We start from the raw sequence: 24673 nt of genomic DNA, 5'->3' as shown, positions 1-24673 counted from the left end.
CGCGGTAGTGAAACTGACGACGCTGTCACCAGTATCAGCAATAAAAGATATACGTCCGCTTCTCCGAACACCCCACGATGGACTCTCGGGACCTGTTCGATCTCGTGCTCGTCGTCGTTGCCGGCCTGCTGGCTTACACTGAGACCTTCGGGTTTGCGAACCCGCGGACGACGCTACAGGAGATTATCGCAGCTATTGCCGGACTGGACATCCGCGTCTTTCTCGTCATCGGTGGCATCTTCGGCATCTGTTTCGTCGCGTACCTCACGATGTATCTCCCCCGGAAGGACGCACGCACGATACAACGCTGAACATCGGGCCATCTTTATCCCCAGCCCCGTACCGTTCTGGCAATGACAGAGTTCGATCCCGAGAAGTTCGAAGACAAGTACGCGAACTACTTCCCGGAGCTCCAGAAGGCCTACAAGAACGCCTTCGAGCGGATGAACGACACGTACGACTCTGAGCTGGTCCACGCTATCGACCAGCAGATCCTCAACGAGTCGGAGCCGTTTTATGATGACGGCGAGTTCAGCGTCGAACTACCCGAGGACCCGACGGAGCGGCTCTCAGCGGTCATCGTCGACGACGAGAAACTCGACGCCGTGCTTTCCGAATATCTCGACGAGATCGAGCGCGAACTGCACCGCGTGTTCGATCTCGACGACTGACTGCAGTCGCCGCGGTTCGGCGGTACCTGTCTACCAGTACTTCCAGCGAAAACGCGTGGTGATGTCTTACTCGTCGGACATCACAGTCTCGTTCGGGTCGGGCGCTGGGGTGGCATCCGGTTCGGACGGCAGTACACCGCCGCTGCCTGTTCCAGCACCGGGGAGCGAGCCGCCAGGTCCGGAATTACCCGATTCTGGGGGCCGCGGTGCGTCTGCGGGTGATTTTTCGCCTGTGACGAGGAAGTCAAGCAGATTTCCGACCAGTTGCTCGTTGTCGGCCCGGTAGAGGAACTCCTGCGTGAACACGCTCGTATCACCAACGGTGGCGACGTTCCCCGAGCGGGCAACGACGCCGTACGTGTCCTGTCGCCGGGTCTTCGAGAGCGTTGTCTGTTCCGTCGTCGTGAGTGCGGTGTCACCGCCCTGAACGGGGATCGCGGCGTAGAAGACCGCTCGGTCGACGCCCTCGGTGAGTTCCGTCTCGCCCGTCGGCGTCGCGTAGACGTTCTGGTAGTTCGTGTCGTACTCGTGCATATTGTACAGGTAGCCGTTCCCGTACGAGAGGCCGTACTGGCTCGCCAGTGGGGCCATCGGCTTGGTTACGCTATCCGACCGAATCGGGCCGAACAGTCCCAAGCCGGCGGGACTCGCCTGTGACGGCTCGTTCAGCAAGAGCACGCGACCGCCCGCATCGCTGAACGCGGAGAGGCCGTTCAGTTCGCTCTTGGTGTAGCGCTGTTCTGCGCCGAGAACAACGAGGGCGTCAGCCGAGCGGAGGGACTCGTTGAGTGGGCTCCCGCTCTGTCGCTCACCGACGTGGTAGCGGACCGTCGCTCCGTTCTCGGTCAGGGTCGAGACGAGCGGCGTGAGCGCTTCGCGGTCGATATCACCGGCGTGAGCGACATCGATAACGACGACCTTCCCGGACGCGTCGGCCGACATCGAGAGTTCACCGCTCTCGTCTGCCGGCGTTGCGACGGACTCGCCGCTGTTGAACGACGGGGCGTTCACCTGGGACACATCTGGGGCTGATTGTGCGCCGCCACCAATCGCGACGGTGCCGACAATCACCGACAGGACGAGTATCCCAGCGAAAAACCCTGCTCGGACGACTGGACTCGAACGTGAGCTATCGGCTGACATTTCAGGCACCTCCCTGTGCGGTACTGTTGTAGACGACCTGTTGATTCTCCGGCGTGCCGTATATCATGAGGAAGTGGACTGTGTCGACGCCCTGGAACGTGTACGGTGCGCCCTCGGCGACGACGGTCGCGTTCCCACCGGCTTCACTCCCGCCGGCGAGGAGGAACAGCCCCTGTGGGTCCGCGGGGTTGTGGTACACGACCTGATACTCCGAGAGGCCAGCAGCGTCGGCTGCGCCGGCTATCGCGGCTTCGAGTCCGCCGACTTCATCTGCGTAGCCGGTCTGGACCGCGCGACCGCCCTGATACGCCGAGGCTTCGGCGACAGTCTCTCGGGAGACGTTGAGCCTGTCACCGCGTTCGGTCATGACCGCACCGACAAAGGCTCGTTTCATCGACTCGAGGCTGGCGTAGTACTGGTCCCGTGTCATTCCTCTATGGGCCTTGTCGGGGCCAGTAGTGGCGGCGGGGCTCAGTCCGTCACTCGGTGCAGTTCCGATGACGCCGACGTGGCCGACGAGGCTGGCCGGCGTCACGTAGATGCGGTCGCTCGGGACCGCGGTGTAGTACGCGCCGGAGGCGGCGTACTGGTCGACGCTCGTGTACACCGGCTTCTCCGCTGCGAGCCGCTTGACGGCCAGATACATGGACTCACTGGAGGCGGCGCTTCCCCCGGGACTCGATATCCGGAGGACGACCGCTTCAACTGACTCGTTGCTGCGGAGTTCACGGAGTTGCTGTACCGTGTCCTGCGAACTAGAACTGGAGATTGTTTCGTCGATATTCACTACAGCGACGTACTGTTCGTCACCCTCGGCGACCGACGCCGCATACGGTACGACGGCGGCACCAATGAGAATGGCAATAACCGCAAGTACCGTATATGATTGGAGGGCAGTCGCGACCCGTCTATCGATTGGGTTGTTCATACGACAACATCGATTCGCGGTCACGTCGGACTAATAAAAGCATAGCCTGAACTGCTGGCCCAGAAGTCGCCATCCCGGAACGACATGGGAAGTTTCCTTACTATCGACCTGTAACCGGCGACTATGGACCAACGAAAGCCGCCAGCCACGGAAGAGGGCTGGTACGCGCTGCACGACTGCCGGAGCATCGACTGGGACGCCTGGCGCGAGGCCCCCCAGCGAGTCCGCGACCGTGCGCTCTCTGAGGGTATCGGCTTCCTCGACGCCTACGAAGCCGTTGAAGACGCCGACGAGGGCCAGACGGCGGTGTACACCGTCATGGGCCACAAGGCCGACATCATGATCCTCCACCTGCGGCCGACGATGGGCGACCTCGACGCGGCCGAACGGCACTTCGAGCAGACGGAGTTCGCCGCCTTCACCGAGCAGGAATTCTCTTACGTCTCCGTGACGGAGGCGTCGGGCTACACAGAGAAGTCCCGCGAGTACTTCGAGGGCGAGGTGGACGACGACTCCGGGCTGGCCCAGTACATTCAGGCCCGGCTCCATCCCGACGTGCCGGACGAGGAGTTCGTCTGTTTCTACCCGATGAGCAAGCGCCGCCAGCCCGACCAGAACTGGTACGACACGTCCTTCGAGGAGCGGGCGGCCCACATCAAACGGCACGGCGATATCGGCCGCGGCTACGGCAGCGAGGTGAGCCAGATGATAGCCGGCTCCATCGGCTTTGACGACTGGGAGTGGGGCATCACGCTCTGGAGCGACGACATGCGCCACATCAAAGAACTGCTGACCGAGATGCGCTTCGACCCCTCGACCTCGCAGTTCGCAGAGTTTGGTCCCTTCTACGTCGGCCGGAAGTTCGACCCGTCCGAGTTGCCGGCCGTTCTGGCTGGCCAGCGGGTGCCGACCGACGACGAGTCGGTTCCGGAGACGCCGGCGGATGTTGCGGAACACGAGCATGTGCCCACCGACACCGGCGCGAGTCACGGCCACGGCGAAGAGCCAGCGGCAAGCGGTGCACAGACGGGGGTACACGCCGGTGGAGACACCGACAGCCACGGCGGGACCCATCCCGGAAGCGCCGGCGAAGGTGACCACCCCCACGCCGAGGAGTCGTCCGACGAGGACGCGGATTCCGGCAGTAGCTCGGGCGGCCGGCCTGACGTTTCGGCCGACTTCGAAGAGATAGACGACGCCGCACAGCGACTCGGCCGGCTGGGGCTGCACGAGGGCGACGCGTATGACGCCGGCGACTACGCGCTGGTGTTCCATTCCTCGGCCGATGCGGAGGACATCGTCGACGACGTATCCGACCTCGAGAGTAACTTCGACCACTACGACCGCCACGTCCGGACGGCTGTGCGCGCCGACAGCGGGCAGACCTACGTTGTCAGTATCTGGACGGCGAAAGACGCCGCCGAGACGGCAGCCGGGTTCCTGAAAGACATCGACGGCGTTGACGAACAGCTCGGCGGCTCCCTCGGCGAAGGGGCCGCAAGCGAAGAGACCGAGGACGGCAGTGACGCCCAGACCGCAGAGTCATCGCAGTCTATCCGCGAAACGCTCGAATCGGCGGGCGTCTACGCCGGACAACCGCACGGTGAGGACGTGTACGCTCTCGTGGTGTACTCCGAAGCCGACGCCGAAACGCTCGACGCGGAAGTCGCGGACCTCCGGAGCGCGTTCGACCGCTACGACACCCACGTCCAGACGACAGTGTATGGCGATTCCGACGGCAACCTCTCGGCCGTCGCATCGCTATGGGACACTGAGGACGCCGCACAGACCGCCAGCGACTACCTCACCGACCTGCCCGGCGTCGTCGGCCGCCACGGCGAGGGCGACGGGTTCGGGACGATGGGGATGTTCTACACGGTCAAGCCCGAGTTCCACGACGACTTCGTCGAGAAGTTCGACACGGTCGGCGGCCTGCTCGAAGAGATGGACGGCCACCGCGAGACCTCGCTGCTGTTCAACCACGACGACGAGAACGACATGTTCATCGCCAGCCAGTGGGACTCACAGGAGGACGCGATGGCCTTCTTCCGCTCCGACGACTTCTCGGAGACGGTCGACTGGGGCCGTGACGTGCTGGCCGACAGACCGCGGCACGTGTTCCTGGCCTGACGACCGGCCGTCAGTCCACTTCTCCGCTACTCGGCGACAAGCCGCCAGAACTGTAGTTCGCCACCGTCGTTTTCGACCCGGGTCGCTCGTCGTAGTCGTTGCCTGGCATAGCCTGCGCTATCCTGGACTGAAAGGCAAGAGAATAGCAGCGGTGTTTCTACCCGTCTTAGTCGTCGTCTTCGGTCGTCGTCCGGTCGATGTCCTTCTCGCCGAAGTAGATCTCCGCGCCGTCCTGTGCCACCTTCTCGGCGAGGACGGCGCATTTCACCCGCATCGGCGAGATGTCGACGCCGAGCATCTCCGTGATGTCGTCGCGGTCCATCGCCTCCAGGTCCTCGACCGCCATCCCAGCCAGTTCCTGTGAGAGCATCGACGCGGAGGCCTGTGAGATGGCACAGCCGTCGCCCTGGAAGGCGACCCGCTCGATGGTCTCCTCGTCTTCGTCGAGGACGACATCCATCCGTATCTCGTCGCCGCACATCGGGTTCTCGCCGACGTGGGTGAACGTGGGGTCCTCGATTTCCCCGTAGTTCCGGGGGTTCTTGTAGTGATCGAGGATCTGCTGCCGGTACATATCCGAGCCACCGATACCCATAATTGAGCTATGATACGGCTGTCAGTCGGAAAAGGGTTCCGAGCCACCTTTTTCTGCGTCGGGTTCGAGTCGCGCTCTCCGAGCGCGTTCGAACCACGTCTGGAAAAACGTGGTCTTGCTGAGCAGCGCGAAGCAAGGCTCGAAAGACGAGCAAAGCGAGTCCTTCGGTGGCGAAAGAGGCCGGACGCTCACTTCGTTCGCGTCCGGGGGAAACCGCGCGCCGAGGGCGCGCGATAGAGATTGATTACGCGAACAGCTGACGCGCGTCGTCGATAGCCTCAACCAATTTATCCACTTCCTCGCGCGTGTTGTAGATGTAGAAGGACGCACGCGCAGACGCCGGGACACCCATCTTGTCGTGGAGCGGCTGGGTGCAGTGGTCGCCGGCGCGGATGGCGACGGCGGAGTCGTTGAGAATCGAGGAGAGGTCGTGGGCGTGGACCGAATCGAGGTTGAACGCGACCAGACCACCCCGTGCCGTCCCCGCGGGCGGGCCGTACGTCTCCACGTCGCCCTCTGCTTGGAGCTGTTCCAGCGCGTACTCGGCGAGCTGTTCCTCGTGGCGCTGAATCCGTTCCATGCCGATGTCGTCGAGGTAGTCACAGGCCTCCGCCAGCGCGATGCCCTGGCAGATGACCGGCGTTCCGGCCTCGAACTTCCAGGGGAGGTCGTTCCAGGTGGCGTCCTCGAAGGTGACCTTCTGTATCATCTCGCCGCCGTAGAGGTACGGCTCCATCTCTTCGAGAATGTGCTTTTTTCCGTAAAGAACGCCGATACCGGTCGGACCGGCCATCTTGTGGCCGGAGAAGGCCAGGAAGTCGGCGTCGATGGCCTCCACGTCGACCGGTCGGTTCGGCACCGACTGGGCGCCATCGACGAAGATGTAGGCGTCATGGTCGTGGGCGATGTCCGCCAGTTCTGAGACGGGGTTGACCGTCCCGAGCGTGTTCGAGACGTGGACGACGCTGACCATCGCGGTGTCGTCGGTGATGAGTTCGCGGGCGTGGTCCATGTCCAGCGTGCCGTCCTCCTCGACGCGGATGTACCGACAGGTCGCGCCGGTCTTCTTGGCGATCTGCTGCCAGGTGACCAGCGAGGCGTGGTGTTCCATCTCCGTGAGCACGACCTCGTCCTCGGGGCCGAGTTCGTTCAGGCCCCAGGCGTAGGCGACGAGGTTCTCGCTTTCGGTGGTGTTCTTGGTGAAGACGATTTCCTCGCGCTCGCCCGACGCGCCGATGAACTCGGCGACGCGGTCGTGGGCGTCCTCGTAGGCGACGCTGGCCTCCTGGCTGAGTTGGTGGAGCCCGCGGTGGACGTTGGCGTTCGTCGTCCGGTAGTAGTCAGCGATGGTCTCGACGACGGGTTCGGGCGTCTGCGTGGTGGCTGCGTTGTCGAGATACACCACTTGTTCGCCGCCGAATTCGCGCTGGAGGATGGGGAAGTCCTCGCGGATACGCTCCACGTCCAGTAGTTCAGATTCAGCGTGTCCCATTACTTCTGTTCAGGGGCTCAACAGGCAACATTCCTTCGGTTCACCTAGAACTCTTTCCACCCGGTAGCGGCCGTTCCTCGCCCTATTCGGAGTCAGACTCGGACACGGATGTGGCGGCCATCGCGTGTTGTTCCCGGTAGGTCTCCAGCAGGTAGTTGTCCCAGACGAGGTCCCCGAGGACGTGGGCGTACAGGACGAGGGCGGTAAACAGCGATAGCGGCTCGGAGACGAGCCAGAGGCTCCCGACCGCGAGACCGCCGATGAGGTGGTGGCTGAGGAGCCGCTGGAGCGGCCAGAGGTCCTGCGGGCCGAAAATTTTGTCTTGGTCAAGCAGCACAATCTTTGGATTCCGGAGGCAGCGGCGGAGCGCGGCCCAGTCTCCGCTCTCCAGTCGAGCCACGGCGAAGTGGTCGACGTCGATGGCGACGCCGACGACGACCGCATAACCGACAGCGGCCCACCAGGGGAGCGAAAGGGGCAGGACGACAACGCCAGCGGCCCCGACGGCCGCGGAGACGATGGCGTGGTCTCGAGAATACATACGTACCCCTGTCGACGGGCGTGTGCAAAGACTGTCGGGGTCGGGCGTGCGGTGGCGCTACATCCAGAGCAGTTGCGCGTGGCGCGTCTCACCCAGATCGAGGACGTTCTCCTCGTCGACGAAGCCGTGTTCGACAGCGACGCTGACGGCGTCGTCGCCGACGATGTTGGCGACCGAACACCGGGTGAGGCTGTCGACAATTTCGTCTTCGGTAGCCGTTTCGCCGCCGTAGAACTCCTCGTTGACGGTGAGTGACACGGGGCCGTTCTCGAACGTTTCGCCCATGATGTCGGGGTCACAGACGGAGACGAGCAACCCCTCGTCGGTGTCGCGTTCGTTGAGTATCATTCAAGCAGTTGCTGTTCGGCCTCCTCGCGCATCTCGTCGACTTCCTCGGCCAGCTCCTCGGCGCGGTCGAACTCGCCGACCTCTTCGAGGGCGCGGGCCTTCTCTTCGAGCACGTCGGCGTTCCGGAAGCCGAGTCGGACCGCGTTGTCGAAGGCGTCGATGGCCTCGTCAGCCAGCCCGCGTTCGAGCAGGAAGAAGCCGCGGTTGTACCAGCCCTCGCCGAAACGGGGGTCGATTTCGACGGCGCGCTCGGCGTGTTCGAGCGCCTGCTCGGAGCGGCCCGATTTCCACAGCGCGTACGCGAGGTTCGTCTCCGCCGTGGCGGCGTGATCGGACTCCTCGTCGAAATTGAGGGCTTCCTTGTACGCGCCGATAGCGGCGTCCCACTCCTCGAGTTCCGCGTGGGCCGCGCCCTTGTTCGTCCAGGCTTCCTGTTTGAGCCGCTCGTCGTCCGTGTACTGGGCGACGCGCTCGAACGTCTCGGCGGCCTGTTCGTGACGGTTGATGTGCATGTACTCCAGCCCGACATCGAGCAGCTGCTCGGGGTCGACGGCGTCGGAGGAGATGTTCCGCTGGTCCAGCAGGTCAGTGACGACACGGGAGTCGACGGGGTCGACCTTGTCCGGGTCGACCTCGAACTCCGGGGGTTCGAGGTCGAACCCCTCGTAGGGGTCGTCGAACCCCTGCCCCTCGGAGAAAGCGTGGTCGTCGTCGTGGTCTGTCATGCCTCCTGATTGACGGCCAATCCGGTTAAGGGCTACGTCCACGGCTCGTGAAGATATAGGTGTCCTGCGGTCGAATTCCCGGATATGCGGGACCCACTGGCAGTAGACGCGTTGCTCGTCTTCTCCGGGGGTGTGTTCGCGGTCGTCGGCTGGGCCGCTATCACCGCCAACGCGGTCCCGCTGTCACTGCCCGCTGCCGGAGCGGGCGTCGCTGGAACGGTCGTTCTGGCGGCTCTCGTCGGGCAGTACTACGCGCAGCTATCGAGGTTCTGGCGCTGGGTGTCCAGTCCGGCAGAGACGCCCCGAGAACGAGCACGGGTGGGTCTCCTGCTCGTGGCGGCCATCCTCGCTCGGCTCTCCCTCACACTGCTGCCCGACACCGCCGTCCCCGCTCTCTCCGGCATCGCGGTCGCAATGGTCGCTCTGGGGCTCGGACACAGTCTCTGGCGGTGGTATACGGCCCCGGAGCACAGCAGCCACTGACCCGTCGTAGCTTTCTTGCGGACACGACCGGAACCGCTAGCTATGGCCAAGCGCCTGTTCGTCAGCGTCGACCTGGACGGGCTCGAAGACGCGGTTGCGAACGTACAGGCGCGCTTCGACGGGGTATCGGGTCTTCGACTGACCGACCCCGAACAGGCTCATATCACGTTGAAGTTCCTTGGCGATACAGACCCGGACCGTGTCGGTGACATCGTCACCGCGCTCGAAACCGCGGTCGAAGACAGCGGCATCGAGCCGTTCGAAGCCGAGTTCGGCGGTTTCGGCGTCTTTCCGTCGCTGTCCTATATCAGCGTTGTCTGGGTTGGCGTCCGCGAGGGCCAGGGTGGCACGAGACTGACTGCGCTGCACGACGCTATCGAAGAGAGGACCGCCGCGATGGGGTTCGAGCCGGCAGACCACGAGTTCACACCCCACGCGACCGTCGCCAGAATGGACCATGCCGGCGGCAAAGAGACAGTACAGAACGCAGTCGAGAACGACGACCCCGACGTGGGTCGCCTGCTGGTCGAGGAAATCCGACTCAAGGAGAGTGAGCTGGGCCCCGACGGACCGACGTACCGGACCGTCGAATCGGTGCCGCTGTAAACGTGTGTCGTCACAGTCAGACGGCTACGCCGGTCCGACTTCCAGACAGACGGTTCTGGCCGGCGCTTATTGTAATAATATTTATACGAGCTGCGCGACGGCGTTGCGACCGCTGTAGCATGGGCGGTATTCCTTCCAGGGGCGTCAATTAGACCCCCGAGTAGCTATCGACAGCGTCTGGCTGCCCGTTTAGGTTAGCCAAAACAAATCAGGTTAGTGACAATTTTTATCGGTCCGAGTGGCGTAGGACCGATATGGTCGCCGTTGAGAACGTCGTCTTCGTGTTTGTCGCGGGGTTGCTTACGGCACTCGCCACCGGCCTCGGTGCGATCCCGTTCTTTCTGGTGGATGAGTTCTCTGACCGATGGAACGTCCTGCTGTGGGGGTTAGCCTCGGGGATCATGGTCGCCGCCTCGCTGTTCGGCCTCGTCCGGGAAGGGCTGGCCTACGGGTCGCCGGTGCTGCTGGTTCCCGGAATCCTCGCCGGGGTCGCGCTTGTGGCCGTGGCGCACGAACTTCTGGACGACTTCGACAGGTCACCCAAAGAGTTCGAACAGGCGGATTTCACGAAACTCCTGCTGATTCTGGGCATTTTGACTGTCCATAGCTTCCCGGAAGGCGTGGCTGTCGGCGTCTCCTTCGCGGAACTTGGGCTGGAATCGGCGACGCCAGACTCCGCCGTGAGTCTCGTCGGTGTCTCCGTCCCGCTGCTGGCAGTGTTCATGACGGTCGCCATTTCTATCCACAATATCCCCGAGGGGACTGCCATCGCCATCCCCCTCCGCTCGCTGGGCGTCAGCGAGTGGAAGATGGTCTGGTGGGCAGTGTTCTCCTCGCTGCCACAGCCGCTTGGGGCCGTTATCGCGTACTACTTCGTCACGCTGGCGAAGGCGTTTCTCCCGTTCGGCTTTGGCTTCGCCGCCGGAGCGATGGTGTATCTCGTGCTCACGGAGTTCGTCCCAGAGGCGCTGGAGTACGGCGGCGGTTTGCCGGGTGGGGGCAAACGCGAACTCCTCGCTGGCGTCGTTGTCGGAGTGCTGGCGATGGTGCCGCTGGCGTTCGTTTAGAATGGGAGCCTGTTCCGGATGACGGTGAGATCGACGAAGGCCTTTAGCGGGTCGTCGTAGTCGTCAACCCGGGTTTCCATCCGGTAGTTCGAGTGGTCGACGGCGAAAAAGTACGGTCCGGGCTCGTCAAGTGACTCTCGTGCGCCGCCGTCGTCTGTCGACGCCTGATAGATATCCGACCCCTTTGGCTGAACTGCTGTCTGGCTGAATTTGGGGTTCCCCGGCGGTGTCTCGTCCGGTTCTCGACCCTTGATGTACGCATCGTACTGCTTGAACTGCGCACGGTCAGTGAAGAAGTACACGTTGAACGGCGTCTCAGACTTGACAATATACTGTAGCTCACCGCCGGGGTCAGATACGTCCGGAATCCGCTCTTTTATCCACGCCTCGTGTGGCTCGACTCTGACATCCTGCTTCACGCTGACGACGACTTCGCCGCCACCACCCATGCAACCAGAGCCGACGGCTGTTGCACCGACACCCACTGTCTGGAGGAATCTCCGGCGCTTCATCCATTGATAATCAGGGTTGCGCTCTACTTAGTTCTACGTCCGCAGTTATAGTCGCTGATAACGGGTTCGAAAAGGAAGGAATTTAAACCACGGCACGGAACAAGCACCATACCATGGGTAAGAAATCGAAGGCTACGAAGAAGCGACTGGCCAAACTCGACAACCAGAACAGTCGAGTCCCGGCCTGGGTCATGCTCAAGACGGACCGCGAGGTCCAGCGCAACCACAAACGACGCCACTGGCGGCGCAACGATACTGACGAATAATGAGCGCCAGTGACTTCGAGGAGCGTGTCGTCACCGTCCCGCTCCGAGACGCGCGAGCCGAACCGAACCACAAGCGCGCAGATAAAGCGATGGTCCTCATCCGCGAGCACCTCGCCAAGCACTTCTCTGTCGACGAGGACGCCGTCCGTCTGGACCCCTCCATCAACGAGGCGGCCTGGGCCCGCGGTCGCGCCAACACGCCGAGCAAAATCCGTGTTCGCGCCGCCCGCTTCGAGGAAGAGGGCGAAGCCATCGTCGAAGCAGAGACCGCAGAGTAACGTTGCTCCGCGCGGCTTTCTCCGGGTCGTCGTACGTGGGTGTGTTCGCCCGTGCGACCGACGACTGCGTGCTGGTTCGCCCAGACTTAGACGAATCGCTGCTTGACGACCTGAGCGACGAACTCGACGTTCCGGCCGTGCCGACCACCGTTGGCCGCTCCGGGACCGTCGGCGCGCTCGCAACCGGCAACGAGAACGGGCTAGTCGTCTCCCAACGCGTCCGCGAGACCGAAATCGAACGGATTCAGGACGTCGTCGACGTGCCCGTGACGCGGCTGCCCGGCCGGATCAACGCTGCCGGCAACGTCGTCTGCTGTAACGACTACGGTGCGTACGTCCACCCCGACCTCTCCAGAGAGGCCGTGCAGGCGATCAAGGACGGGCTAGACGTACCCATCGAACGCGGTGTCATCGCCGGCGTCACGACCGTCGGGACCGCCGCCGTCGCCACCAACAAGGGCGTTCTCTGCCATCCGAAGGCCACGGACGGCGAACTCGATGCCCTTGAGGACATCCTCGACGTGCCGGCCGACATCGGGACCATCAACTACGGTGGCCCGCTCGTCGGCTCCGGGCTGGTCGCGAACGACCACGGCTACGTCTGTGGTTCGGACACCTCCGGGCCAGAACTGGGCCGTATCGACCAGGCGCTGGGCTACATCGACTGACGCGACTTCTCTTTCACCACTCAGGATGGATGCTGGTGGCTGAGTTTCTCTGCCACCACGCCTGGAACGGGTAGTCCACAGTCAGCACACGCCCAGGACCGGCTGGTCCCGCCCCGCTCCAGCGTCAGGTCTTGCCTGAACCGTAGCGTCGCACCACACTCACACTGGTAGGTTGTCTCGCTCATATCTCAACGTATGTGGTGTCCGGCCAAATCCGCCGGGGTCAGTGACCATGATAGATCGTGTCAAAGAATAATATAGTGCGTTCCCAAACATCACGTATGGTCCAGCGAACACCGACTGCGGAAGACCAGAACCGCCTCGTCTGCCGGAAGTGTGACTACTCGACAGGTGTACTCCGGCCGTCCTGCCCGGAGTGTGGTGGTGATATGGTGTACGCGCCAGAACCCAGTGAATAGAGGTATTTCGCCCGTTTCTTGATATGTCGGTACCGGACTGCCCGGGTCTGAGAGTGGTGAATACTGGTTGGTTCTGTCGCGGACAGTTGCGTTACTGGAAAAAGGCGGAAGGGGAAGATACTTCCCTGCCCTGCCCGCATCTGCGTGTATGAGCACGTACACTGTTCGCGGTAGTTTCCCGGCCCGAGACGGCCCACAGGAGTTCGAGAAGGAGGTCGAGGCGCCAAACGAGAACGTCGCTGAGGAGCGCGTTTACAGCGACTTCGGCTCCCAGCACAACCTCAAGCGCACGCAGATCACAATCGAGGAGGTGGCAGCATGATGGGCGGTGGCGGCGGTGGCGGCGGTCAGATGCAGCAGGTCGCACAGGAAATCGAACAGATGGAGCAGGAAGTCGACGCCATCGACGAGGAAATCGAACGCCTCCGCGAGAAGCAGACGGACATCGACGAAGCCATCGAGGCCATCGAAACGCTCGACTCCGGCTCCACGGTGCAGGTCCCGCTCGGCGGCGACGCCTACATCCGCGCGACTATCGAGGACATCGACGAGGTTGTCGTCTCTCTCGGTGGCGGCTACTCCGCAGAGCGCGAACAGGACGGCGCTGTCGACACGCTGGAAACCAAGAAGGAAACGCTGGACGACCACATCAGCGACCTGCAGGAAGAGAAGGCCGAAGTCGAGACCGAGATGGAGGAACTCGAACAGCAGGCCCAGCAGATGCAACAGCAGCAGATGCAGCAGATGATGCAACAGCAAGAGCAGGAAGACGAGTAAGGCCGCCATGTTCGACGGACTGAAGGACAAACTCAGCGGGTTCACGAGCGACGTCGAGGAAGATGTCGACGACGACGCGCTCGAAGCGGAGGACGAACCGGACGCCGGCGAGGCAGATGGGGACGTGCCTGCCGATGCAGAGACTGAATCCGAGCCCGCACCGGACGCACAGCCGTCCGAAGACGACACGCGGGTGGCGGAAGCGACAGCCGAGACCGACCAGCAACAGGCTGACGCTGAACCGCCAGCAGCGGACTCTATGGCGACAGAGGAGTCAGCCACAGCGTCGGCTACGGAACTCGAAGACACGGACGCGGTCCCCGACGACGAGTCACAGTCGGACACCGCCGCGGCGACCGAGGAGGACTCGGAGTCCGAAGCCGATTCGGAGTCTGAGGAAGACGACGGTGGCCGCGGCCTCGCCGCGAAGGCGAAGCTCATGGCGACCGGGAAGACGGTCATTGAGGAGGAGGACCTGCAGAGCCACCTCGACGACCTCGAACTGGCGCTGCTGTCGAGCGACGTGGAGATGAGCGTCGCCAACGAAATCCTCGACGGCGTCAAGGAGAATCTCACGGGCCAGACCCGCCGACGGCTCTCTAGCACGGGGAACCTCGTCCGGGACGCACTCCGAGAGTCGCTGTACGATGTCATCAACGTCGGCCAGTTCGACTTCGACGAGCGCGTCCAGCAGGCGGACAAGCCCGTCACCATCGTGTTCACCGGCGTCAACGGCGTCGGGAAGACGACCTCAATTGCGAAACTCGCCCAGTACTTCGAGGACCGTGGACTCTCGACGGTGCTCGCCAACGGCGACACCTACCGCGCTGGCGCGAACGAGCAACTGGAGAAACACGCCGAGAACCTCGACAAGAAGATCATTACCCACGAACAGGGGTCGGATCCGACGGCGGTTGTCTACGATGCCGTCGAGTACGCAAAGGCCAACGACATCGACGTGGTGCTTGGTGATACGGCTGGCCGACTCCACACCTCCGATGACCTGATGGCCCAACTGGCGAAGATCGACCGTAACATCGACCCCGACATGACGCTGTTCGTGGACGAGGCGGTCGCGGGTCAGGACGCCGTCAATCGGGCGCGCGAATTCAACAACGCGGCTGAGATAGACGGGGCGATCCTGACGAAAGCTGACGCCGACCCGCAGGGCGGTGCGGCTATCTCCGTCGCCCACGTCACCGGCAAGCCAATTCTCTTCTTGGGGACCGGCCAAGACTACGACGACCTCGAACCGTTCGACCCCGAGGAAATCGTCGACAGTCTCATCGGCGAATAGGCCTCTTACTTTGCGGTTATTGTTGCCGCAGCCTCCGGGCTGTGCGTAGCTATTGTGCACCCTGTGCGTGGAAAACACGGAGCGGTCACACGCTTCTGCCGAGGGCCCACTGCACTCGATGCGGCAAATATTACTACATGAGCGGAGGTGTGGTCGTTTTCGCCGACAGGAGCGCGCTGAAGTCACTCGCTGTGCATCTCTGACGTACACACTATCGTAGCGTGACACCAATGCAGACAACCGAACGACGCGACGTTTCCAGCGATGTTGTCAACGGGGGAGATAGCGATGTCTGACGGCCGCTACTGTCGGCAAGCCGCGCCGGCTGATGTCGCACCTGAACTCGTCGGGCCGTCTCCGGATGATCGTCCTCTCCCTGTTGACGAGCAGCGGTCGTAACTGGCGGGGGCGAGTTGCTGCCCGCTGTCTCAGTTGGCAGTGACGAGAACTGCGGCGATGGGAGTTCCCGCAGGCTGGAGACTGCTGCTGGACACACGCGTTATTACGTTGCTAAACGGGGCTGAGTGGATGAGTTCTGACCGGTGAACGGCTGTCCGTCACAGTGCGGAGCAGGCCGGCATTCCCAGAGGCGCAGATGTCTATGTGTTTGATAACTGCTTGGGAACAGTATGCATACATATAAGCCGGACACCGAACAACACCGCGACACCTCAATGTCTGGGCAATCAAAGCCAGAACTCCCGGTGAACCGGACGAAATACTGGCTTTGAACGAATCAGGGTCTGGCACAGACTGTTTATCGTTGTTCTGTGGACCGGCCCACCTTCGGATGTGTCTAATTCGTTCCGTCGGCTCCCTGTCAGACGCTTAGCAGGCCATTCATAAACTGCCCTGGTGGTCTTCGGGCAAACGCTATGGGACGACTCACAACTCGACGAAACGTTATCAAAATCGCAGGCGGCGCACTCGTAGCGCTCGCTGGCTGTAGTGACACTGGTGGTAGCGGCGGGAACGGCACGATGGAAACTGACGGCGGAGGTGGTGAAGCCCCGAACACACCCACGGCAGCAGCGACTGATGCGATGACGGAAGACGACACAGAACCGGCGATGGAGACTGCGTCCGACACCGAGGGCGAAACTGGAACCGATACCCAGACGGAATTCGACGAAAACGAGACCGGGATGCCGGACGGCGAAACCGACATACCCGGAAACGATACCGAGGGGCCGGGCAACGCAACAGACCTGCCAAGCAACGAGACCGAACTGCCGGATAACGAAACCGGTCTGCCCGGTAATGAGACCGACACGGCCGGAAACGAGTCGGGCAACGAAACGACTGCCAACGAAACCGGCACATAAGCCGCTGACGCCGTGCCGGACCGCGTTCTGTCCGGCCGGGTACGTCTGGTGTTACTCTCGGGCGGCTTCAACGGCGTCGACGAATGCCGCGGCCTGCTCGCGGACGCCGTCCATGTCGTCGTTTTCGATGGCCTCGTAGTTGACCAGCGCCGAGCCTGCGCCGACGGCGACTGCGCCAGCGTCGAAGTACTCGTCGACGTTGTCAGTCGAGACACCACCGGTCGGCATAATCGGGACATCGCCCAGCGGCCCCTGCAGCGCGCCGATGTGACCCGGGCCGACAGTCGAAGCGGGAAACATCTTCAGGATGTCCGCGCCAGCTTCCATCGCGTCGGCGGCCTCCGTCGGCGTCATGACGCCCGGAATCGCGAGGACGCCCTCGCGGTTGCAGACGTCGATGACGTCCTCGTTGAGATTCGGCGCGAGGACGAACTCCGCGCCCGCCTCGATGACGTTTCTGGCGGCGGCGGCGTCCATGACAGTGCCGGCCCCGATGATGGCGTCGGTATCGTCGAGGGCCTTGTCGACGGCGGCGATCATGTCCGAACAGCGCTTTGCGTCGGCCGTCAGCTCCAGCGCCGTGACGCCGCCCTCGTGGACCGCCGTCGCCACGTCGACCATTTTCTCCTCGGGAATCCCGCGCAGGACTGCCGTGACGCCGCTGTCGACCAGTTCCTGTTGTACCGCCTGTTTGCTCGTCATAGGCGCAACTGTGGTGGGGTGGCTGAAAAGCGTGTCTGAACCGCCGGCTCACTCGCTAGGCGTCCGGGTTGTACGGGCGCGCGATATCGGTCGGCGGCGCGCCGACGCCCAGCACAGTAACCGACTCGTCGGCATCAGCAGGGTTGTGGGCACGGTGTGGGCTTTCCGGTTCGGCGACGAACGCTTCGTCGGACGAGACAACGTACTCCCCGTCGGGCGTTTCGACGTGAAGTGTCCCCTCAAGGACGTAGAACAGTTCCTCGCGCGTCTCGTGGTAGTGGTAGGTCCGCGAGAGGTCCTCGCCGGGGGCCATCTCGTAGGTGGCCGCATGGAGCGCGTGGAGTTCGGCGGCGTCGGAGATGCCGCGCCGGTCACAGGGGTAGTCCTCGGTTTCTGACAGGTCCCGTGGGTCGATCTGATGATAGCCCATATCGTCGGTGGGGGCGTCGGCGGGCAAAAGCGTGCCCACGGCGCAGTGTCAGGTGAACAGCCAGACGAGAAGCGAAAGCGTTCCGATGGAGACGACCGTCGACGTGAAGACGTTTAGCGAGGCAAACGCCGCGTCGCCGCCGAGTTCCGTCGTGTAGACGTACGTCGACACCGCCGTTGGGGTGCCGAGCATCACGACCGCCGCGCTCAGCGCCGTCGTGTCCATCGACAGCGAGGAGTACACCAGCCACGCCAGCGCCGGCATCCACAGCACCTTCAGCCCGACGACGCTGACGGTCTTTTGCAGGTCCGCCATCGGGAGGTCCGTGTCAAGCGTCGCACCGATACACAGCAGGGCCACGGGGAGCGCCAGTTCAGCCGGCACGCCGAGTGCACCGATGAGTGACTCCGGAACGGATAGCGACAGGACCGAGGCTGTGATACCGGCCACCAGTGCGATGAGAACGGGGTTCGTGAGGAGTTTCCTGCACTCGCCCAGCAGCGAGGCGTCGCTGCCGTTGATGCGGACCAGCAGGAACACCGTCACCGGGACGTGAGTCACCGCGCCGATGCCGAGGATGACGCTGGCGACGGCTGTCGCTTCGCTGCCCATCGTCGCCGCTACGAGCGGCAGGCCGAGAAACCCCATGTTGCTGTGATACGACTGCACGACCGACACGCTCCGGCGACCCGCCGACTCTAGCCGTCGATGGACGAGCCAGCCCAGCGCTATCGTCAGTCCGATGACGGCCCAGAACCCCCCGAGGAGCGCCGGCGAGATAATCTCCTGTAACGGGCGGTTGTAGGTAGACCGGAATATGAGCGCCGGCAGCGCGACGGTAAAGACGAGTGTGGTGAGGATATCCGTCCGCCGCTCGGTCAGCAGCCCGAAGTGACCGGCAGCGACGCCGGTCGAAAGGAACGCGACCATGAACCCGAACTGCCCGAGAACGGCCATGTTGGTGCCCAATCGGTTCGAACGCTTGACCCTTTCGTCACAGGCGAAAGCGAATTTTAATCATGTAGTTCCCGCGCGGAGGGAGTCGGTTCCGCTCCCAGCCAGGGCGTGGCGGCCCGACAACAAGCCTTTACCCGCACCGTCGCGTATCTCGCGCCAACAATGGTACTCGACAATCTGGGGAGTTCACTCCGGGGGACACTTGACGACCTCCGGGGGAAGTCCCGGCTCTCTGAAGAAGACATCGAGGACATCGTCAAGGAGATTCAGCGGTCGCTGTTGCAGGCCGATGTGGATGTCGGGCTCGTGCAGGACCTCTCCGACAGCATCGAAACACGCGCGCTGGATGAGGAACCGCCGGCGGGGACGACCCCGCGGGACTGGGTTCTGCGAATCGTCTACGAGGAACTGGTCGACCTCGTCGGCGAGTCGACCGAACTCCCGCTAGAAGAGCAGACCATCATGCTCGCCGGCCTGTACGGGTCGGGGAAGACGACGACGGCTGCGAAGATGGCGTGGTGGTTCTCGACGAAAGGACTCCGGCCGGCTATCATCCAGACTGACACGGACCGGCCCGGTGCGTACGACCAGTCCAAGGAGATGGCCGAACGAGCTGAGGTCGACTTCTACGGCGACCCCGACGAGGACGACCCGGTGAAGATCGCCCGCGACGGGCTGGAAGCGACGGCGAACGCGGACGTTCGTATCGTCGACACGGCAGGTCGTGACGGCCTGAACGAGGAACTCATCGAACAGATCGAGCGCATTGAGCAGGAGGTCCAGCCCGACCGGGACCTGCTCGTGCTGGACGCGGCGATGGGCCAGAGCGCCAAGAGCCAGGCCGCCGACTTCGAGGAAGCCATCGGCATCGACGGCGTCGTCATCACCAAACTCGACGGGACGGCGAAAGGTGGCGGCGCGCTCGCCGCCGTCAACGAGACCGATTCCACCATCGCCTTCCTCGGTTCCGGGGAGACGGTCAAGGACATCGAGCGCTTCGAACCGTCGGGGTTCATCTCTCGACTGCTCGGCATGGGCGACCTCAAACAGCTCACCGAGCGCGTCGAGCGCGCGATGGAGGAGACCCAAGAGGGCGACGACGAGGACTGGGACCCCGAGGACATGCTAGAGGGGCAGTTCACCCTCAAGGACATGCGCAAGCAGATGCAGACGATGAACAACATGGGGCCGCTCGACCAGGTGATGGACATGATTCCCGGCCTGGGCGGCGGGCTGATGGATCAGCTCCCCGACGACGCGATGGACGTGACACAGGAGCGGATGCGTGACTTCGACGTTATCATGGACTCGATGACTGAGGAGGAACTGGAGAACCCCCGCGTCGTCGGTCAGTCCCGGACCGAACGCATCTGTCGCGGCTCGGGCAAGCCCGAGGAGCGCGTGCGTGAACTCCTCCAGCAGCACAAGCAGATGGAGCAGATGCTCAAGCAGTTCCAGGGCATGGGCGACGGCGACATGGAGCGGATGATGAAACAGATGCAGCAGGGCGGTGGCGGTGGTGGCGGCATGGGCGGTATGGGCGGCGGTATGGGGCCGTTCGGCGACTGACGCCGCTGTGTCGAGTCGCGGGCTGTGATGCCCTACGCTATTTTGATGATTTATATTCGAAATCCGGGCCAGAACTAAGGGTTGGCCCGTCCTACGGATAAAGCGAGCATGTACGAAATTGTCGCTGGGATAGACAAAAGTGAGGCTCGTGGGACCGCCATCGCGGAAGCGATAACCGAGATTCCGATGGACGCCAGCCAGGTCCGCGTCACGTTGCTACACGACTTCGAGGAGAACCCCGAAGGTGCGTCCGTCGATCAGGTGGCCTCTATCCGTCGGGCACGGGAAGTCCTCGAAGAGGCTGGCGTCGAGGTGGCTCTGGAGGAGTCGAGCGGCGAACCGGCTGACGCCATCCTCCGGCTAGCTGACGAGCAGGACGCTGACATGATTGTCGTCGCCGGGCGCAAGCGGACGCCGACGGGTAAAGTGCTGTTCGGCAGCGTCACACAGAGCGTGATTCTGGGCACGGACCGCTCCGTGCTGGTCTGTAGCGGCGAAGAAGAGTAACGCCGCGGTCAGACGCCGTACACTTCTTCGACCCGCTTAGCGAGCGGCGACGGGTCCGTCCGGCCAGTGATCCGCTCGACGGGGTCGCCGTCCTCGAATAGCACGACGGCGGGCGCCGCGTTGACACCGACTGACCGACAGAACTCCGGCGACCGCTCGCCGGCGACGCCGCCGACCGGAACGCCGTCCGGGAACGCGGCCAGGACGTCGTCTAACTGTTCTTTCATCGCTTCGCAGGGGTCACAGAACAGCTTCCATACGGTCACGACACACCGCTCGTGGGCGTCGACGAAGGCCTCGTAGCTGTCGTCGTCTAGATGTTCGACCCCGTCGGGGACCGGCGTCTCCGGTCCCAGTTCGGTCGCCATCTGTGCCATCGTCGTCAGTTCCACGGTGGTGTAGGAGCCGTCGACGTTCGACCGCAGGGTCAGGAACGTGGCGAACTCCTCACGCGAGACGTCGAGTTCGTCGACGCGCTCGGCCGCTTCGGCAGCCGAATCGAGGCCGAACACGTCGGCGACGGACTCGTGGAACTCCGCGTCGCCCATCGTGACGTAGGTGTCGTAGTACACCTCGCGGTCGGCCTCGAATGCCTCTGTCGTGCTGACTTCGTCCGTCTCCTCGTCGATGACGGCAACGCCTTCCGACTGCAGCGCGTCAAGCAGCGCTTCGGGAGAGCTTGTGTCCGACATTCAGACACCCAGATATTTGTCGCGCGTTTCTTGATCTTGCTGTAGTTCCTCGGCGGGTCCCTCGAAGACCACTTCTCCGCGATCCAGCACGTAACACCGGTCGGCAATCTTCATCGCCGCTACGGCGTTTTGCTCGACCAGCAGTATCGTCGTCCCGTCCTCGCTGATACGTTCGATGGCGTTCTCGACGGACTCGATGATCTGGGGGGCCAGCCCCTCGTACGGCTCGTCGAGCATCAACAGGTCGGTGCTCTGATGGAGCGCGCGGGCGATAGCGAGCATCTGCTGCTCACCGCCCGAGAGCGTGCCGGCCTTCTGGGAGCGTCGCTCGTCGAGTCGCGGGAAGTACTCGTAGATCTCCGCCGTCGACATCCCTTCGTCGCGGAAGTCGAGCTTCCGCCGCCAGGTGTTCGACTTGTTGCGGACGGTGTCCGCGAGGTGGAGGTTCTCGGCGACGGTCAGATCAGTGAACACGCGCCGTTCTTCCGGGACCAGCGAGATGCCGCGGACGGCGATGTCCTCTGGCGGCTGGTTCGTGATGTCCGTTCCGTCGAACTCGATACGGCCGCTCCGGACATCCGGCGGCGTCGCCCCGGAGATACACCGGAGTGTCGAGGTCTTCCCCGCGCCGTTTCGGCCCAGCAGGGCCGTGATTTCGCCGTCATCGACGTTCATCGACACGTCCTGGATGATGTGGCTCTCGCCGTAGTAGCCGTTGATGTTGTCCACGTCGAGCAGCGTCATTCTTCGACACCTCCAAGATACGCTTCCTGTACCGCAGGATCGTTCTGTACTTCCGTCGGCGTCCCTTCCGCGATGACTGCTCCGCGGTTGAGGACGACGATTCGGTCCGAGATGTCGAAGACGATCTCCATGTCGTGTTCGACAAGCAGGAAGGTCAGGTCGAGGTCCTCCTTGACTCGCTTGATGAGCTTGACGGTCGATTTCGTTTCGTCGGGGCTCATTCCGGCAGTCGGTTCGTCCATCAACAGCATATCCGGCTCGGCGGCCAGCGCGATGCCGAGTTCGAGCCGGCGCTTGTTCCCGTAGTCGAGGCTATCGGCCTGATTCTCCCGCTCGTCGTACAGGCCGACCGACTCGAGGACCTCGTTCGCCAGTTCGTCGACCGCCGGGTAGCTGTTCTGATTCCGGAAGAAATTGAACCGGAACGAGCCGTGCTCGGCCGCCAGTGCCGCGATGGTCGCGTTCTCCTTGACGGTTAGTTCAGGGAAGATAGAGGCCGTCTGGAAGGACTTGCTCATCCCTCGCTGGACGACCTCGTGTGGGTCCATCCCGATGATGGAATCCCCCTGGAACGCAATCTCGCCGTAGCTCGGTTCGAGCCGCCTGGTGACGAGGTTGATGAACGTCGACTTCCCCGCGCCATTGGGGCCGATGAGGCTCACGCCCTCCCCCTGTTCTATCTCCAGGTCCACCTCATCGACGGCCGTGAGGCCGCCGAACTGCTTGGTGAGCTGTTCCGTTTTGAGGACCGTCATTCGTCCTCACCCCCGACAACCATGTCACGAAGGTAGTCGATACCGCCCCAGATCCCGTTGGGGAAGAGGACGACAGCGACGACGAATACGATACCAAGAATGAGGTGCCAGAACGGGCCGAGCGTCTCGAACCCGCTGACGATGTTCTCGATGTACAGATACAGGCCGGCACCGAACAGCGGCCCGAACAGCGACCCGACGCCGCCGAGCACAGTCATGATGACGACGCGGCCGGATTCGGTCCAGTACAGCGACTCCAGTGGCACGTAGTTCCCCTCAATGGCGAACAGGCTCCCGGCGATGCCGGCGAAGGCAGCCGAGATGATAAACGCCATCAGCTTGTACCGCCAGACGTCGAGGCCGACGAACTCCGCCCGCCGCTCGTTCTCTCGAATCGCGCGGAACACGGTCCCGTACGGCGAGTGGAGGATGCGGTTCGCCATCGCGACCGACAGCACCGTCATGACGGCCACGAACACGTACAGCATGTTGTCGACCAGCATCGACAGCGGGAACGGCACGCCGCCGTGGATGTCGATGACGCCCAGCAGGCTGCCGATGTCCACGGAGGTGAAGCCGTTCTCACCGTTCGTCAGGAAGGCCAGCGGCGAGGCCGCCAGGTAGAACGACATCTGGCCAAACGTCAGCGTCAGGATGGCGAAATAAATCCCACCGCGGCGCAGCGACAGGAAGCCGACGATCCACGCCAGCAACACGGCAAACGCCGTGCCGGCGAGCAACACCAGCAGCGGCGAGCTACTGACGCTCGCGCTGAAGATACCGGCGGCGTAGGCTGCGCCCCCGAAGAAGACGGCGTGACCGAACGACAGCAGGCCGGTGTACCCCAGCAGGATGTCGAACCCAACGGCGAAGATACCGTAGATGAGAATCAGCGTCGCCAGCTGCGTGTAGCCGTTGAGGTAGTTGTTGAAGAGGAACGGGAAGACGGCCACGCCCACGACTGTGAGCAGTACCGTCGATATCTCCCGGTCGCGGAAGCTGGCCCACCGGTCGGCGAGGCCGCCGGTGACCTCCGCCTCAGCGTCGGCCGCTGCCGTGGCGGTCGCGTCACCCGGTTCGTCGCTCATGAGACGTCCACCTCCGAGCCCAGCAGACCCTGCGGACGCACCAGCAAGACGAGTGCCGCGAGCGCGTAGATACCGACCTGACTCCAGGCGGCGTACCCAGTCTGGATGAGGAGCACCTGTAGGGTTCCAAGCATCAGCCCGGCCACGACGGCCCCCTCTATTTTCCCGACGCCGCCGATAACGACAGTCAGAAACGCCGGAACCAACTGTTCAGTCCCGATGTTCGGATTGACATTGGCGAGCGGACCGCCAACGACACCAGCCACGCCGGCGAGTGCAGCACCGATGCCGAACACGACGAGGTACGGCCGGCTCAGTTTAATTCCCAGGAGGCGAACCATCTCACCGTCGAGGGTACCGGCCTGGACGATGAGTCCGAAGTCAGTGTACTCAACGAGGCCGTACACGCCCAGGACGAGGACTGCCGTAATCGCGATGACGCCGAGTCGCCAGCGCGGGAAGTTCCCAACGACGGGCAACGCGATGGGGCCGGATGCCCACGATGGCTGTGGGAACGGCTGGCTGTTCCCGCCAAGCAGCGCCCGGAGCAGTTCCTGGACGATGATTGCGAGCCCGAAGGTCACGAGAATCTGGTCCGTGTCGGGGCGGTCGTAGAACGCCTGTGCGACGAATCGCTCCATCAGGAGGCCGACGACGAACACGACAATCGGCACGATGATGAGCGCGGCGACGAACCCCAGACCGATGCCGTATGACTGGATGCCCCACTCTGCTAACTGGCCGTTGTTCAACGGGACCTGACCAGTTATGAACAGCCCCAGATACGCGCCGACGAGGTACAGTGCCCCGTGGGCGAAATTCACGAACTTCAGTGTCCCAAGGATAATCGACAGTCCAACCGCGAGTAGGACGTAAATCGCACCCTGTTGCAACCCGTTTAGTAAGATAGTGAGGATGTCCGCGAGTAGCGTCACGTCGGACTCCCCCCACTGCACTC

General features: G+C 63.1%; 32 protein-coding genes. 15 read left to right on the top strand and 17 right to left on the bottom strand.

Annotated elements, in window-relative coordinates; genetic code table 11:
* Window positions 1-77 precede the first annotated feature (77 nt).
* Both DVK00_RS11760 and DVK00_RS11755 read left to right on the top strand, forming a co-directional pair.
* Entirely contained in the window at window positions 78-311 is a 234-nt protein-coding gene (locus tag DVK00_RS11760) for a hypothetical protein (protein ID WP_121513898.1), read from the top strand.
* A gap of 42 nt (window positions 312-353) precedes the next feature.
* A complete protein-coding gene (locus DVK00_RS11755; RefSeq protein ID WP_101349104.1) occupies window positions 354-671 on the top strand; it encodes a DUF5783 family protein in 318 nt (105 codons plus the stop codon).
* Between the two features lie 66 nt (window positions 672-737).
* Here DVK00_RS11755 and DVK00_RS11750 read toward each other — a convergent pair whose 3' ends face one another.
* Both DVK00_RS11750 and DVK00_RS11745 read right to left on the bottom strand, forming a co-directional pair.
* Complete coding sequence (locus DVK00_RS11750; protein WP_101349105.1) at window positions 738-1814, bottom strand: DUF4350 domain-containing protein; 1077 nt, start codon at window positions 1812-1814, stop codon at window positions 738-740.
* A gap of 1 nt (window position 1815) precedes the next feature.
* Window positions 1816-2742, bottom strand: a complete 927-nt coding sequence (locus DVK00_RS11745; RefSeq protein WP_101349106.1) for a S49 family peptidase — start codon at window positions 2740-2742, stop codon at window positions 1816-1818.
* A 123-nt stretch (window positions 2743-2865) separates the two neighbouring features.
* Between DVK00_RS11745 and DVK00_RS11740 the strand changes: the two genes are divergently transcribed.
* Window positions 2866-4872, top strand: coding sequence for a heme-binding protein (locus DVK00_RS11740; protein WP_121536263.1), 2007 nt, complete (start codon window positions 2866-2868; stop codon window positions 4870-4872).
* Window positions 4873-5038: 166 nt separating this feature from the next.
* On the opposite strand, the gene sufU is transcribed toward DVK00_RS11740, so the two are convergent.
* The 5 genes from sufU to DVK00_RS11715 form a co-directional block, all read right to left on the bottom strand.
* Window positions 5039-5467, bottom strand: coding sequence for a Fe-S cluster assembly sulfur transfer protein SufU (gene sufU / locus DVK00_RS11735; RefSeq protein ID WP_101349108.1), 429 nt, complete (start codon window positions 5465-5467; stop codon window positions 5039-5041).
* Window positions 5468-5711: 244 nt separating this feature from the next.
* Window positions 5712-6959, bottom strand: a complete 1248-nt coding sequence (locus DVK00_RS11730) for an aminotransferase class V-fold PLP-dependent enzyme (protein WP_121513894.1) — start codon at window positions 6957-6959, stop codon at window positions 5712-5714.
* A gap of 82 nt (window positions 6960-7041) precedes the next feature.
* Window positions 7042-7500, bottom strand: a complete 459-nt coding sequence (locus tag DVK00_RS11725) for a hypothetical protein (protein WP_101349110.1) — start codon at window positions 7498-7500, stop codon at window positions 7042-7044.
* Window positions 7501-7557: 57 nt separating this feature from the next.
* A complete protein-coding gene (locus DVK00_RS11720; protein WP_101349111.1) occupies window positions 7558-7848 on the bottom strand; it encodes a DUF424 domain-containing protein in 291 nt (96 codons plus the stop codon).
* Window positions 7845-8573, bottom strand: coding sequence for a tetratricopeptide repeat protein (locus DVK00_RS11715; protein WP_101349112.1), 729 nt, complete (start codon window positions 8571-8573; stop codon window positions 7845-7847). Before DVK00_RS11715 ends, DVK00_RS11720 begins: the two co-directional genes overlap by 4 nt.
* An 84-nt stretch (window positions 8574-8657) precedes the next feature.
* On the opposite strand from DVK00_RS11715, the gene DVK00_RS11710 reads away from it, so the two are divergent.
* The 3 genes from DVK00_RS11710 to DVK00_RS11700 all read left to right on the top strand — a co-directional run bounded on the left by DVK00_RS11710 (window position 8658) and on the right by DVK00_RS11700 (window position 10729).
* Window positions 8658-9056 carry a hypothetical protein gene (locus DVK00_RS11710; protein WP_121577749.1) on the top strand — a complete coding sequence of 133 codons (399 nt, stop codon included), beginning with the start codon at window positions 8658-8660 and terminating at the stop codon, window positions 9054-9056.
* Between the two features lie 42 nt (window positions 9057-9098).
* Complete coding sequence (gene thpR / locus DVK00_RS11705) at window positions 9099-9662, top strand: RNA 2',3'-cyclic phosphodiesterase (RefSeq protein WP_101349114.1); 564 nt, start codon at window positions 9099-9101, stop codon at window positions 9660-9662.
* 254 nt (window positions 9663-9916) lie between these two features.
* The gene (locus DVK00_RS11700) at window positions 9917-10729 is read left to right on the top strand and encodes a ZIP family metal transporter (protein ID WP_101349115.1); all 813 of its coding nucleotides are present in this window, start codon (window positions 9917-9919) and stop codon (window positions 10727-10729) included.
* Here the strand turns inward: DVK00_RS11700 and DVK00_RS11695 are convergent.
* Window positions 10726-11178: a hypothetical protein gene (locus DVK00_RS11695; protein WP_121513890.1), complete on the bottom strand. Its 453-nt coding sequence runs from the start codon at window positions 11176-11178 to the stop codon at window positions 10726-10728. The two genes, DVK00_RS11700 and DVK00_RS11695, sit on opposite strands and share 4 nt — an antisense overlap.
* 176 nt (window positions 11179-11354) lie before the next feature.
* Here DVK00_RS11695 and DVK00_RS11690 point away from each other — a divergent pair, with 176 nt between their 5' ends.
* Genes DVK00_RS11690 through DVK00_RS11680 form a run of 3 tightly spaced genes read left to right on the top strand, consistent with a single transcriptional unit; the run spans window position 11355 to window position 12453 of the window.
* Window positions 11355-11507 (top strand): 50S ribosomal protein L39e, encoded by a 153-nt coding sequence (locus DVK00_RS11690; protein WP_004518346.1) that lies wholly within the window; start codon window positions 11355-11357, stop codon window positions 11505-11507.
* Window positions 11507-11785 (top strand): 50S ribosomal protein L31e, encoded by a 279-nt coding sequence (locus DVK00_RS11685; protein ID WP_053966510.1) that lies wholly within the window; start codon window positions 11507-11509, stop codon window positions 11783-11785. Before DVK00_RS11690 ends, DVK00_RS11685 begins: the two co-directional genes overlap by 1 nt.
* 2 nt (window positions 11786-11787) lie before the next feature.
* Window positions 11788-12453, top strand: a complete 666-nt coding sequence (locus tag DVK00_RS11680; protein ID WP_121513888.1) for a translation initiation factor IF-6 — start codon at window positions 11788-11790, stop codon at window positions 12451-12453.
* 20 nt (window positions 12454-12473) lie between these two features.
* Here DVK00_RS11680 and DVK00_RS21730 read toward each other — a convergent pair whose 3' ends face one another.
* Complete coding sequence (locus tag DVK00_RS21730; protein WP_199722456.1) at window positions 12474-12638, bottom strand: hypothetical protein; 165 nt, start codon at window positions 12636-12638, stop codon at window positions 12474-12476.
* A 382-nt stretch (window positions 12639-13020) separates the two neighbouring features.
* Here DVK00_RS21730 and rpl18a point away from each other — a divergent pair, with 382 nt between their 5' ends.
* The 4 genes from rpl18a (at window position 13021) to DVK00_RS11655 (ending at window position 16271) form a co-directional block, all read left to right on the top strand.
* Window positions 13021-13194, top strand: coding sequence for a 50S ribosomal protein L18Ae (gene rpl18a, locus DVK00_RS11675; RefSeq protein WP_004518350.1), 174 nt, complete (start codon window positions 13021-13023; stop codon window positions 13192-13194).
* The gene (gene pfdA, locus DVK00_RS11670) at window positions 13191-13649 is read left to right on the top strand and encodes a prefoldin subunit alpha (protein WP_101349118.1); all 459 of its coding nucleotides are present in this window, start codon (window positions 13191-13193) and stop codon (window positions 13647-13649) included. The genes rpl18a and pfdA overlap by 4 nt, the downstream gene beginning before the upstream one ends.
* Window positions 13650-13656: 7 nt before the next feature.
* Window positions 13657-14946 (top strand): signal recognition particle-docking protein FtsY, encoded by a 1290-nt coding sequence (gene ftsY / locus DVK00_RS11665; protein ID WP_121536267.1) that lies wholly within the window; start codon window positions 13657-13659, stop codon window positions 14944-14946.
* Window positions 14947-15821: 875 nt separating this feature from the next.
* The gene (locus tag DVK00_RS11655; protein WP_101349120.1) at window positions 15822-16271 is read left to right on the top strand and encodes a cell wall anchor protein; all 450 of its coding nucleotides are present in this window, start codon (window positions 15822-15824) and stop codon (window positions 16269-16271) included.
* Between the two features lie 51 nt (window positions 16272-16322).
* On the opposite strand, the gene DVK00_RS11650 is transcribed toward DVK00_RS11655, so the two are convergent.
* The 3 genes from DVK00_RS11650 to DVK00_RS11640 are packed head-to-tail and all read right to left on the bottom strand — an operon-like array spanning window position 16323 to window position 18360.
* Entirely contained in the window at window positions 16323-16973 is a 651-nt protein-coding gene (locus DVK00_RS11650) for a bifunctional 4-hydroxy-2-oxoglutarate aldolase/2-dehydro-3-deoxy-phosphogluconate aldolase (protein WP_121536271.1), read from the bottom strand.
* Between the two features lie 55 nt (window positions 16974-17028).
* The gene (locus tag DVK00_RS11645) at window positions 17029-17403 is read right to left on the bottom strand and encodes a cupin domain-containing protein (protein ID WP_101349122.1); all 375 of its coding nucleotides are present in this window, start codon (window positions 17401-17403) and stop codon (window positions 17029-17031) included.
* Window positions 17404-17451: 48 nt separating this feature from the next.
* Window positions 17452-18360: an AEC family transporter gene (locus DVK00_RS11640; protein WP_121577748.1), complete on the bottom strand. Its 909-nt coding sequence runs from the start codon at window positions 18358-18360 to the stop codon at window positions 17452-17454.
* A 162-nt stretch (window positions 18361-18522) separates the two neighbouring features.
* On the opposite strand from DVK00_RS11640, the gene DVK00_RS11635 reads away from it, so the two are divergent.
* Together DVK00_RS11635 and DVK00_RS11630 are read left to right on the top strand one after the other, a co-directional pair.
* A complete protein-coding gene (locus DVK00_RS11635; RefSeq protein ID WP_101349124.1) occupies window positions 18523-19929 on the top strand; it encodes a signal recognition particle protein Srp54 in 1407 nt (468 codons plus the stop codon).
* A gap of 108 nt (window positions 19930-20037) precedes the next feature.
* On the top strand, window positions 20038-20436 hold the full coding sequence (locus DVK00_RS11630) for a universal stress protein (protein ID WP_053966501.1): 399 nt from the start codon (window positions 20038-20040) through the stop codon (window positions 20434-20436).
* Between the two features lie 8 nt (window positions 20437-20444).
* Here DVK00_RS11630 and DVK00_RS11625 read toward each other — a convergent pair whose 3' ends face one another.
* From DVK00_RS11625 to DVK00_RS11605, 5 genes are read right to left on the bottom strand one after another with little or no spacing between them, the layout of a single operon-like run.
* Window positions 20445-21128 (bottom strand): thioredoxin family protein, encoded by a 684-nt coding sequence (locus tag DVK00_RS11625; protein ID WP_121513882.1) that lies wholly within the window; start codon window positions 21126-21128, stop codon window positions 20445-20447.
* Window positions 21129-21872, bottom strand: coding sequence for an ABC transporter ATP-binding protein (locus DVK00_RS11620; RefSeq protein ID WP_101349126.1), 744 nt, complete (start codon window positions 21870-21872; stop codon window positions 21129-21131). It abuts the gene before it with no gap.
* A complete protein-coding gene (locus DVK00_RS11615; RefSeq protein ID WP_101349127.1) occupies window positions 21869-22627 on the bottom strand; it encodes an ABC transporter ATP-binding protein in 759 nt (252 codons plus the stop codon). The genes DVK00_RS11620 and DVK00_RS11615 overlap by 4 nt, the downstream gene beginning before the upstream one ends.
* Window positions 22624-23715, bottom strand: a complete 1092-nt coding sequence (locus tag DVK00_RS11610; protein ID WP_101349128.1) for a branched-chain amino acid ABC transporter permease — start codon at window positions 23713-23715, stop codon at window positions 22624-22626. Before DVK00_RS11610 ends, DVK00_RS11615 begins: the two co-directional genes overlap by 4 nt.
* Entirely contained in the window at window positions 23712-24650 is a 939-nt protein-coding gene (locus DVK00_RS11605) for a branched-chain amino acid ABC transporter permease (protein WP_101351392.1), read from the bottom strand. Before DVK00_RS11605 ends, DVK00_RS11610 begins: the two co-directional genes overlap by 4 nt.
* Window positions 24651-24673 lie beyond the last annotated feature (23 nt).

This window comes from Haloarcula sp. Atlit-47R, assembly GCF_003665985.1.
In the GTDB taxonomy this organism is placed as follows: Archaea; Halobacteriota; Halobacteria; order Halobacteriales; family Haloarculaceae; genus Haloarcula; species Haloarcula taiwanensis.
The sequence above is the reverse complement of the archived record's forward strand: the minus strand, read 5'-3'. Positions and strand labels throughout refer to the sequence as shown.

What these genes read in the sequence shown, in the direction of transcription:
- DVK00_RS11760 (WP_121513898.1), top strand. Translation starts at nt 78, where the DNA reads ATGGACTCTCGGGACCTGTTCGATCTCGTGCTCGTCGTCGTTGCCGGC.
- DVK00_RS11755 (WP_101349104.1), top strand. Translation starts at nt 354, where the DNA reads ATGACAGAGTTCGATCCCGAGAAGTTCGAAGACAAGTACGCGAACTAC.
- DVK00_RS11750 (WP_101349105.1), bottom strand. Translation starts at nt 1,814, where the DNA reads ATGTCAGCCGATAGCTCACGTTCGAGTCCAGTCGTCCGAGCAGGGTTT.
- DVK00_RS11745 (WP_101349106.1), bottom strand. Translation starts at nt 2,742, where the DNA reads ATGAACAACCCAATCGATAGACGGGTCGCGACTGCCCTCCAATCATAT.
- DVK00_RS11740 (WP_121536263.1), top strand. Translation starts at nt 2,866, where the DNA reads ATGGACCAACGAAAGCCGCCAGCCACGGAAGAGGGCTGGTACGCGCTG.
- sufU (WP_101349108.1), bottom strand. Translation starts at nt 5,467, where the DNA reads ATGGGTATCGGTGGCTCGGATATGTACCGGCAGCAGATCCTCGATCAC.
- DVK00_RS11730 (WP_121513894.1), bottom strand. Translation starts at nt 6,959, where the DNA reads ATGGGACACGCTGAATCTGAACTACTGGACGTGGAGCGTATCCGCGAG.
- DVK00_RS11725 (WP_101349110.1), bottom strand. Translation starts at nt 7,500, where the DNA reads ATGTATTCTCGAGACCACGCCATCGTCTCCGCGGCCGTCGGGGCCGCT.
- DVK00_RS11720 (WP_101349111.1), bottom strand. Translation starts at nt 7,848, where the DNA reads ATGATACTCAACGAACGCGACACCGACGAGGGGTTGCTCGTCTCCGTC.
- DVK00_RS11715 (WP_101349112.1), bottom strand. Translation starts at nt 8,573, where the DNA reads ATGACAGACCACGACGACGACCACGCTTTCTCCGAGGGGCAGGGGTTC.
- DVK00_RS11710 (WP_121577749.1), top strand. Translation starts at nt 8,658, where the DNA reads ATGCGGGACCCACTGGCAGTAGACGCGTTGCTCGTCTTCTCCGGGGGT.
- thpR (WP_101349114.1), top strand. Translation starts at nt 9,099, where the DNA reads ATGGCCAAGCGCCTGTTCGTCAGCGTCGACCTGGACGGGCTCGAAGAC.
- DVK00_RS11700 (WP_101349115.1), top strand. Translation starts at nt 9,917, where the DNA reads ATGGTCGCCGTTGAGAACGTCGTCTTCGTGTTTGTCGCGGGGTTGCTT.
- DVK00_RS11695 (WP_121513890.1), bottom strand. Translation starts at nt 11,178, where the DNA reads ATGGGTGGTGGCGGCGAAGTCGTCGTCAGCGTGAAGCAGGATGTCAGA.
- DVK00_RS11690 (WP_004518346.1), top strand. Translation starts at nt 11,355, where the DNA reads ATGGGTAAGAAATCGAAGGCTACGAAGAAGCGACTGGCCAAACTCGAC.
- DVK00_RS11685 (WP_053966510.1), top strand. Translation starts at nt 11,507, where the DNA reads ATGAGCGCCAGTGACTTCGAGGAGCGTGTCGTCACCGTCCCGCTCCGA.
- DVK00_RS21730 (WP_199722456.1), bottom strand. Translation starts at nt 12,638, where the DNA reads ATGAGCGAGACAACCTACCAGTGTGAGTGTGGTGCGACGCTACGGTTC.
- rpl18a (WP_004518350.1), top strand. Translation starts at nt 13,021, where the DNA reads ATGAGCACGTACACTGTTCGCGGTAGTTTCCCGGCCCGAGACGGCCCA.
- pfdA (WP_101349118.1), top strand. Translation starts at nt 13,191, where the DNA reads ATGATGGGCGGTGGCGGCGGTGGCGGCGGTCAGATGCAGCAGGTCGCA.
- ftsY (WP_121536267.1), top strand. Translation starts at nt 13,657, where the DNA reads ATGTTCGACGGACTGAAGGACAAACTCAGCGGGTTCACGAGCGACGTC.
- DVK00_RS11655 (WP_101349120.1), top strand. Translation starts at nt 15,822, where the DNA reads ATGGGACGACTCACAACTCGACGAAACGTTATCAAAATCGCAGGCGGC.
- DVK00_RS11650 (WP_121536271.1), bottom strand. Translation starts at nt 16,973, where the DNA reads ATGACGAGCAAACAGGCGGTACAACAGGAACTGGTCGACAGCGGCGTC.
- DVK00_RS11645 (WP_101349122.1), bottom strand. Translation starts at nt 17,403, where the DNA reads ATGGGCTATCATCAGATCGACCCACGGGACCTGTCAGAAACCGAGGAC.
- DVK00_RS11640 (WP_121577748.1), bottom strand. Translation starts at nt 18,360, where the DNA reads ATGGCCGTTCTCGGGCAGTTCGGGTTCATGGTCGCGTTCCTTTCGACC.
- DVK00_RS11635 (WP_101349124.1), top strand. Translation starts at nt 18,523, where the DNA reads ATGGTACTCGACAATCTGGGGAGTTCACTCCGGGGGACACTTGACGAC.
- DVK00_RS11630 (WP_053966501.1), top strand. Translation starts at nt 20,038, where the DNA reads ATGTACGAAATTGTCGCTGGGATAGACAAAAGTGAGGCTCGTGGGACC.
- DVK00_RS11625 (WP_121513882.1), bottom strand. Translation starts at nt 21,128, where the DNA reads ATGTCGGACACAAGCTCTCCCGAAGCGCTGCTTGACGCGCTGCAGTCG.
- DVK00_RS11620 (WP_101349126.1), bottom strand. Translation starts at nt 21,872, where the DNA reads ATGACGCTGCTCGACGTGGACAACATCAACGGCTACTACGGCGAGAGC.
- DVK00_RS11615 (WP_101349127.1), bottom strand. Translation starts at nt 22,627, where the DNA reads ATGACGGTCCTCAAAACGGAACAGCTCACCAAGCAGTTCGGCGGCCTC.
- DVK00_RS11610 (WP_101349128.1), bottom strand. Translation starts at nt 23,715, where the DNA reads ATGAGCGACGAACCGGGTGACGCGACCGCCACGGCAGCGGCCGACGCT.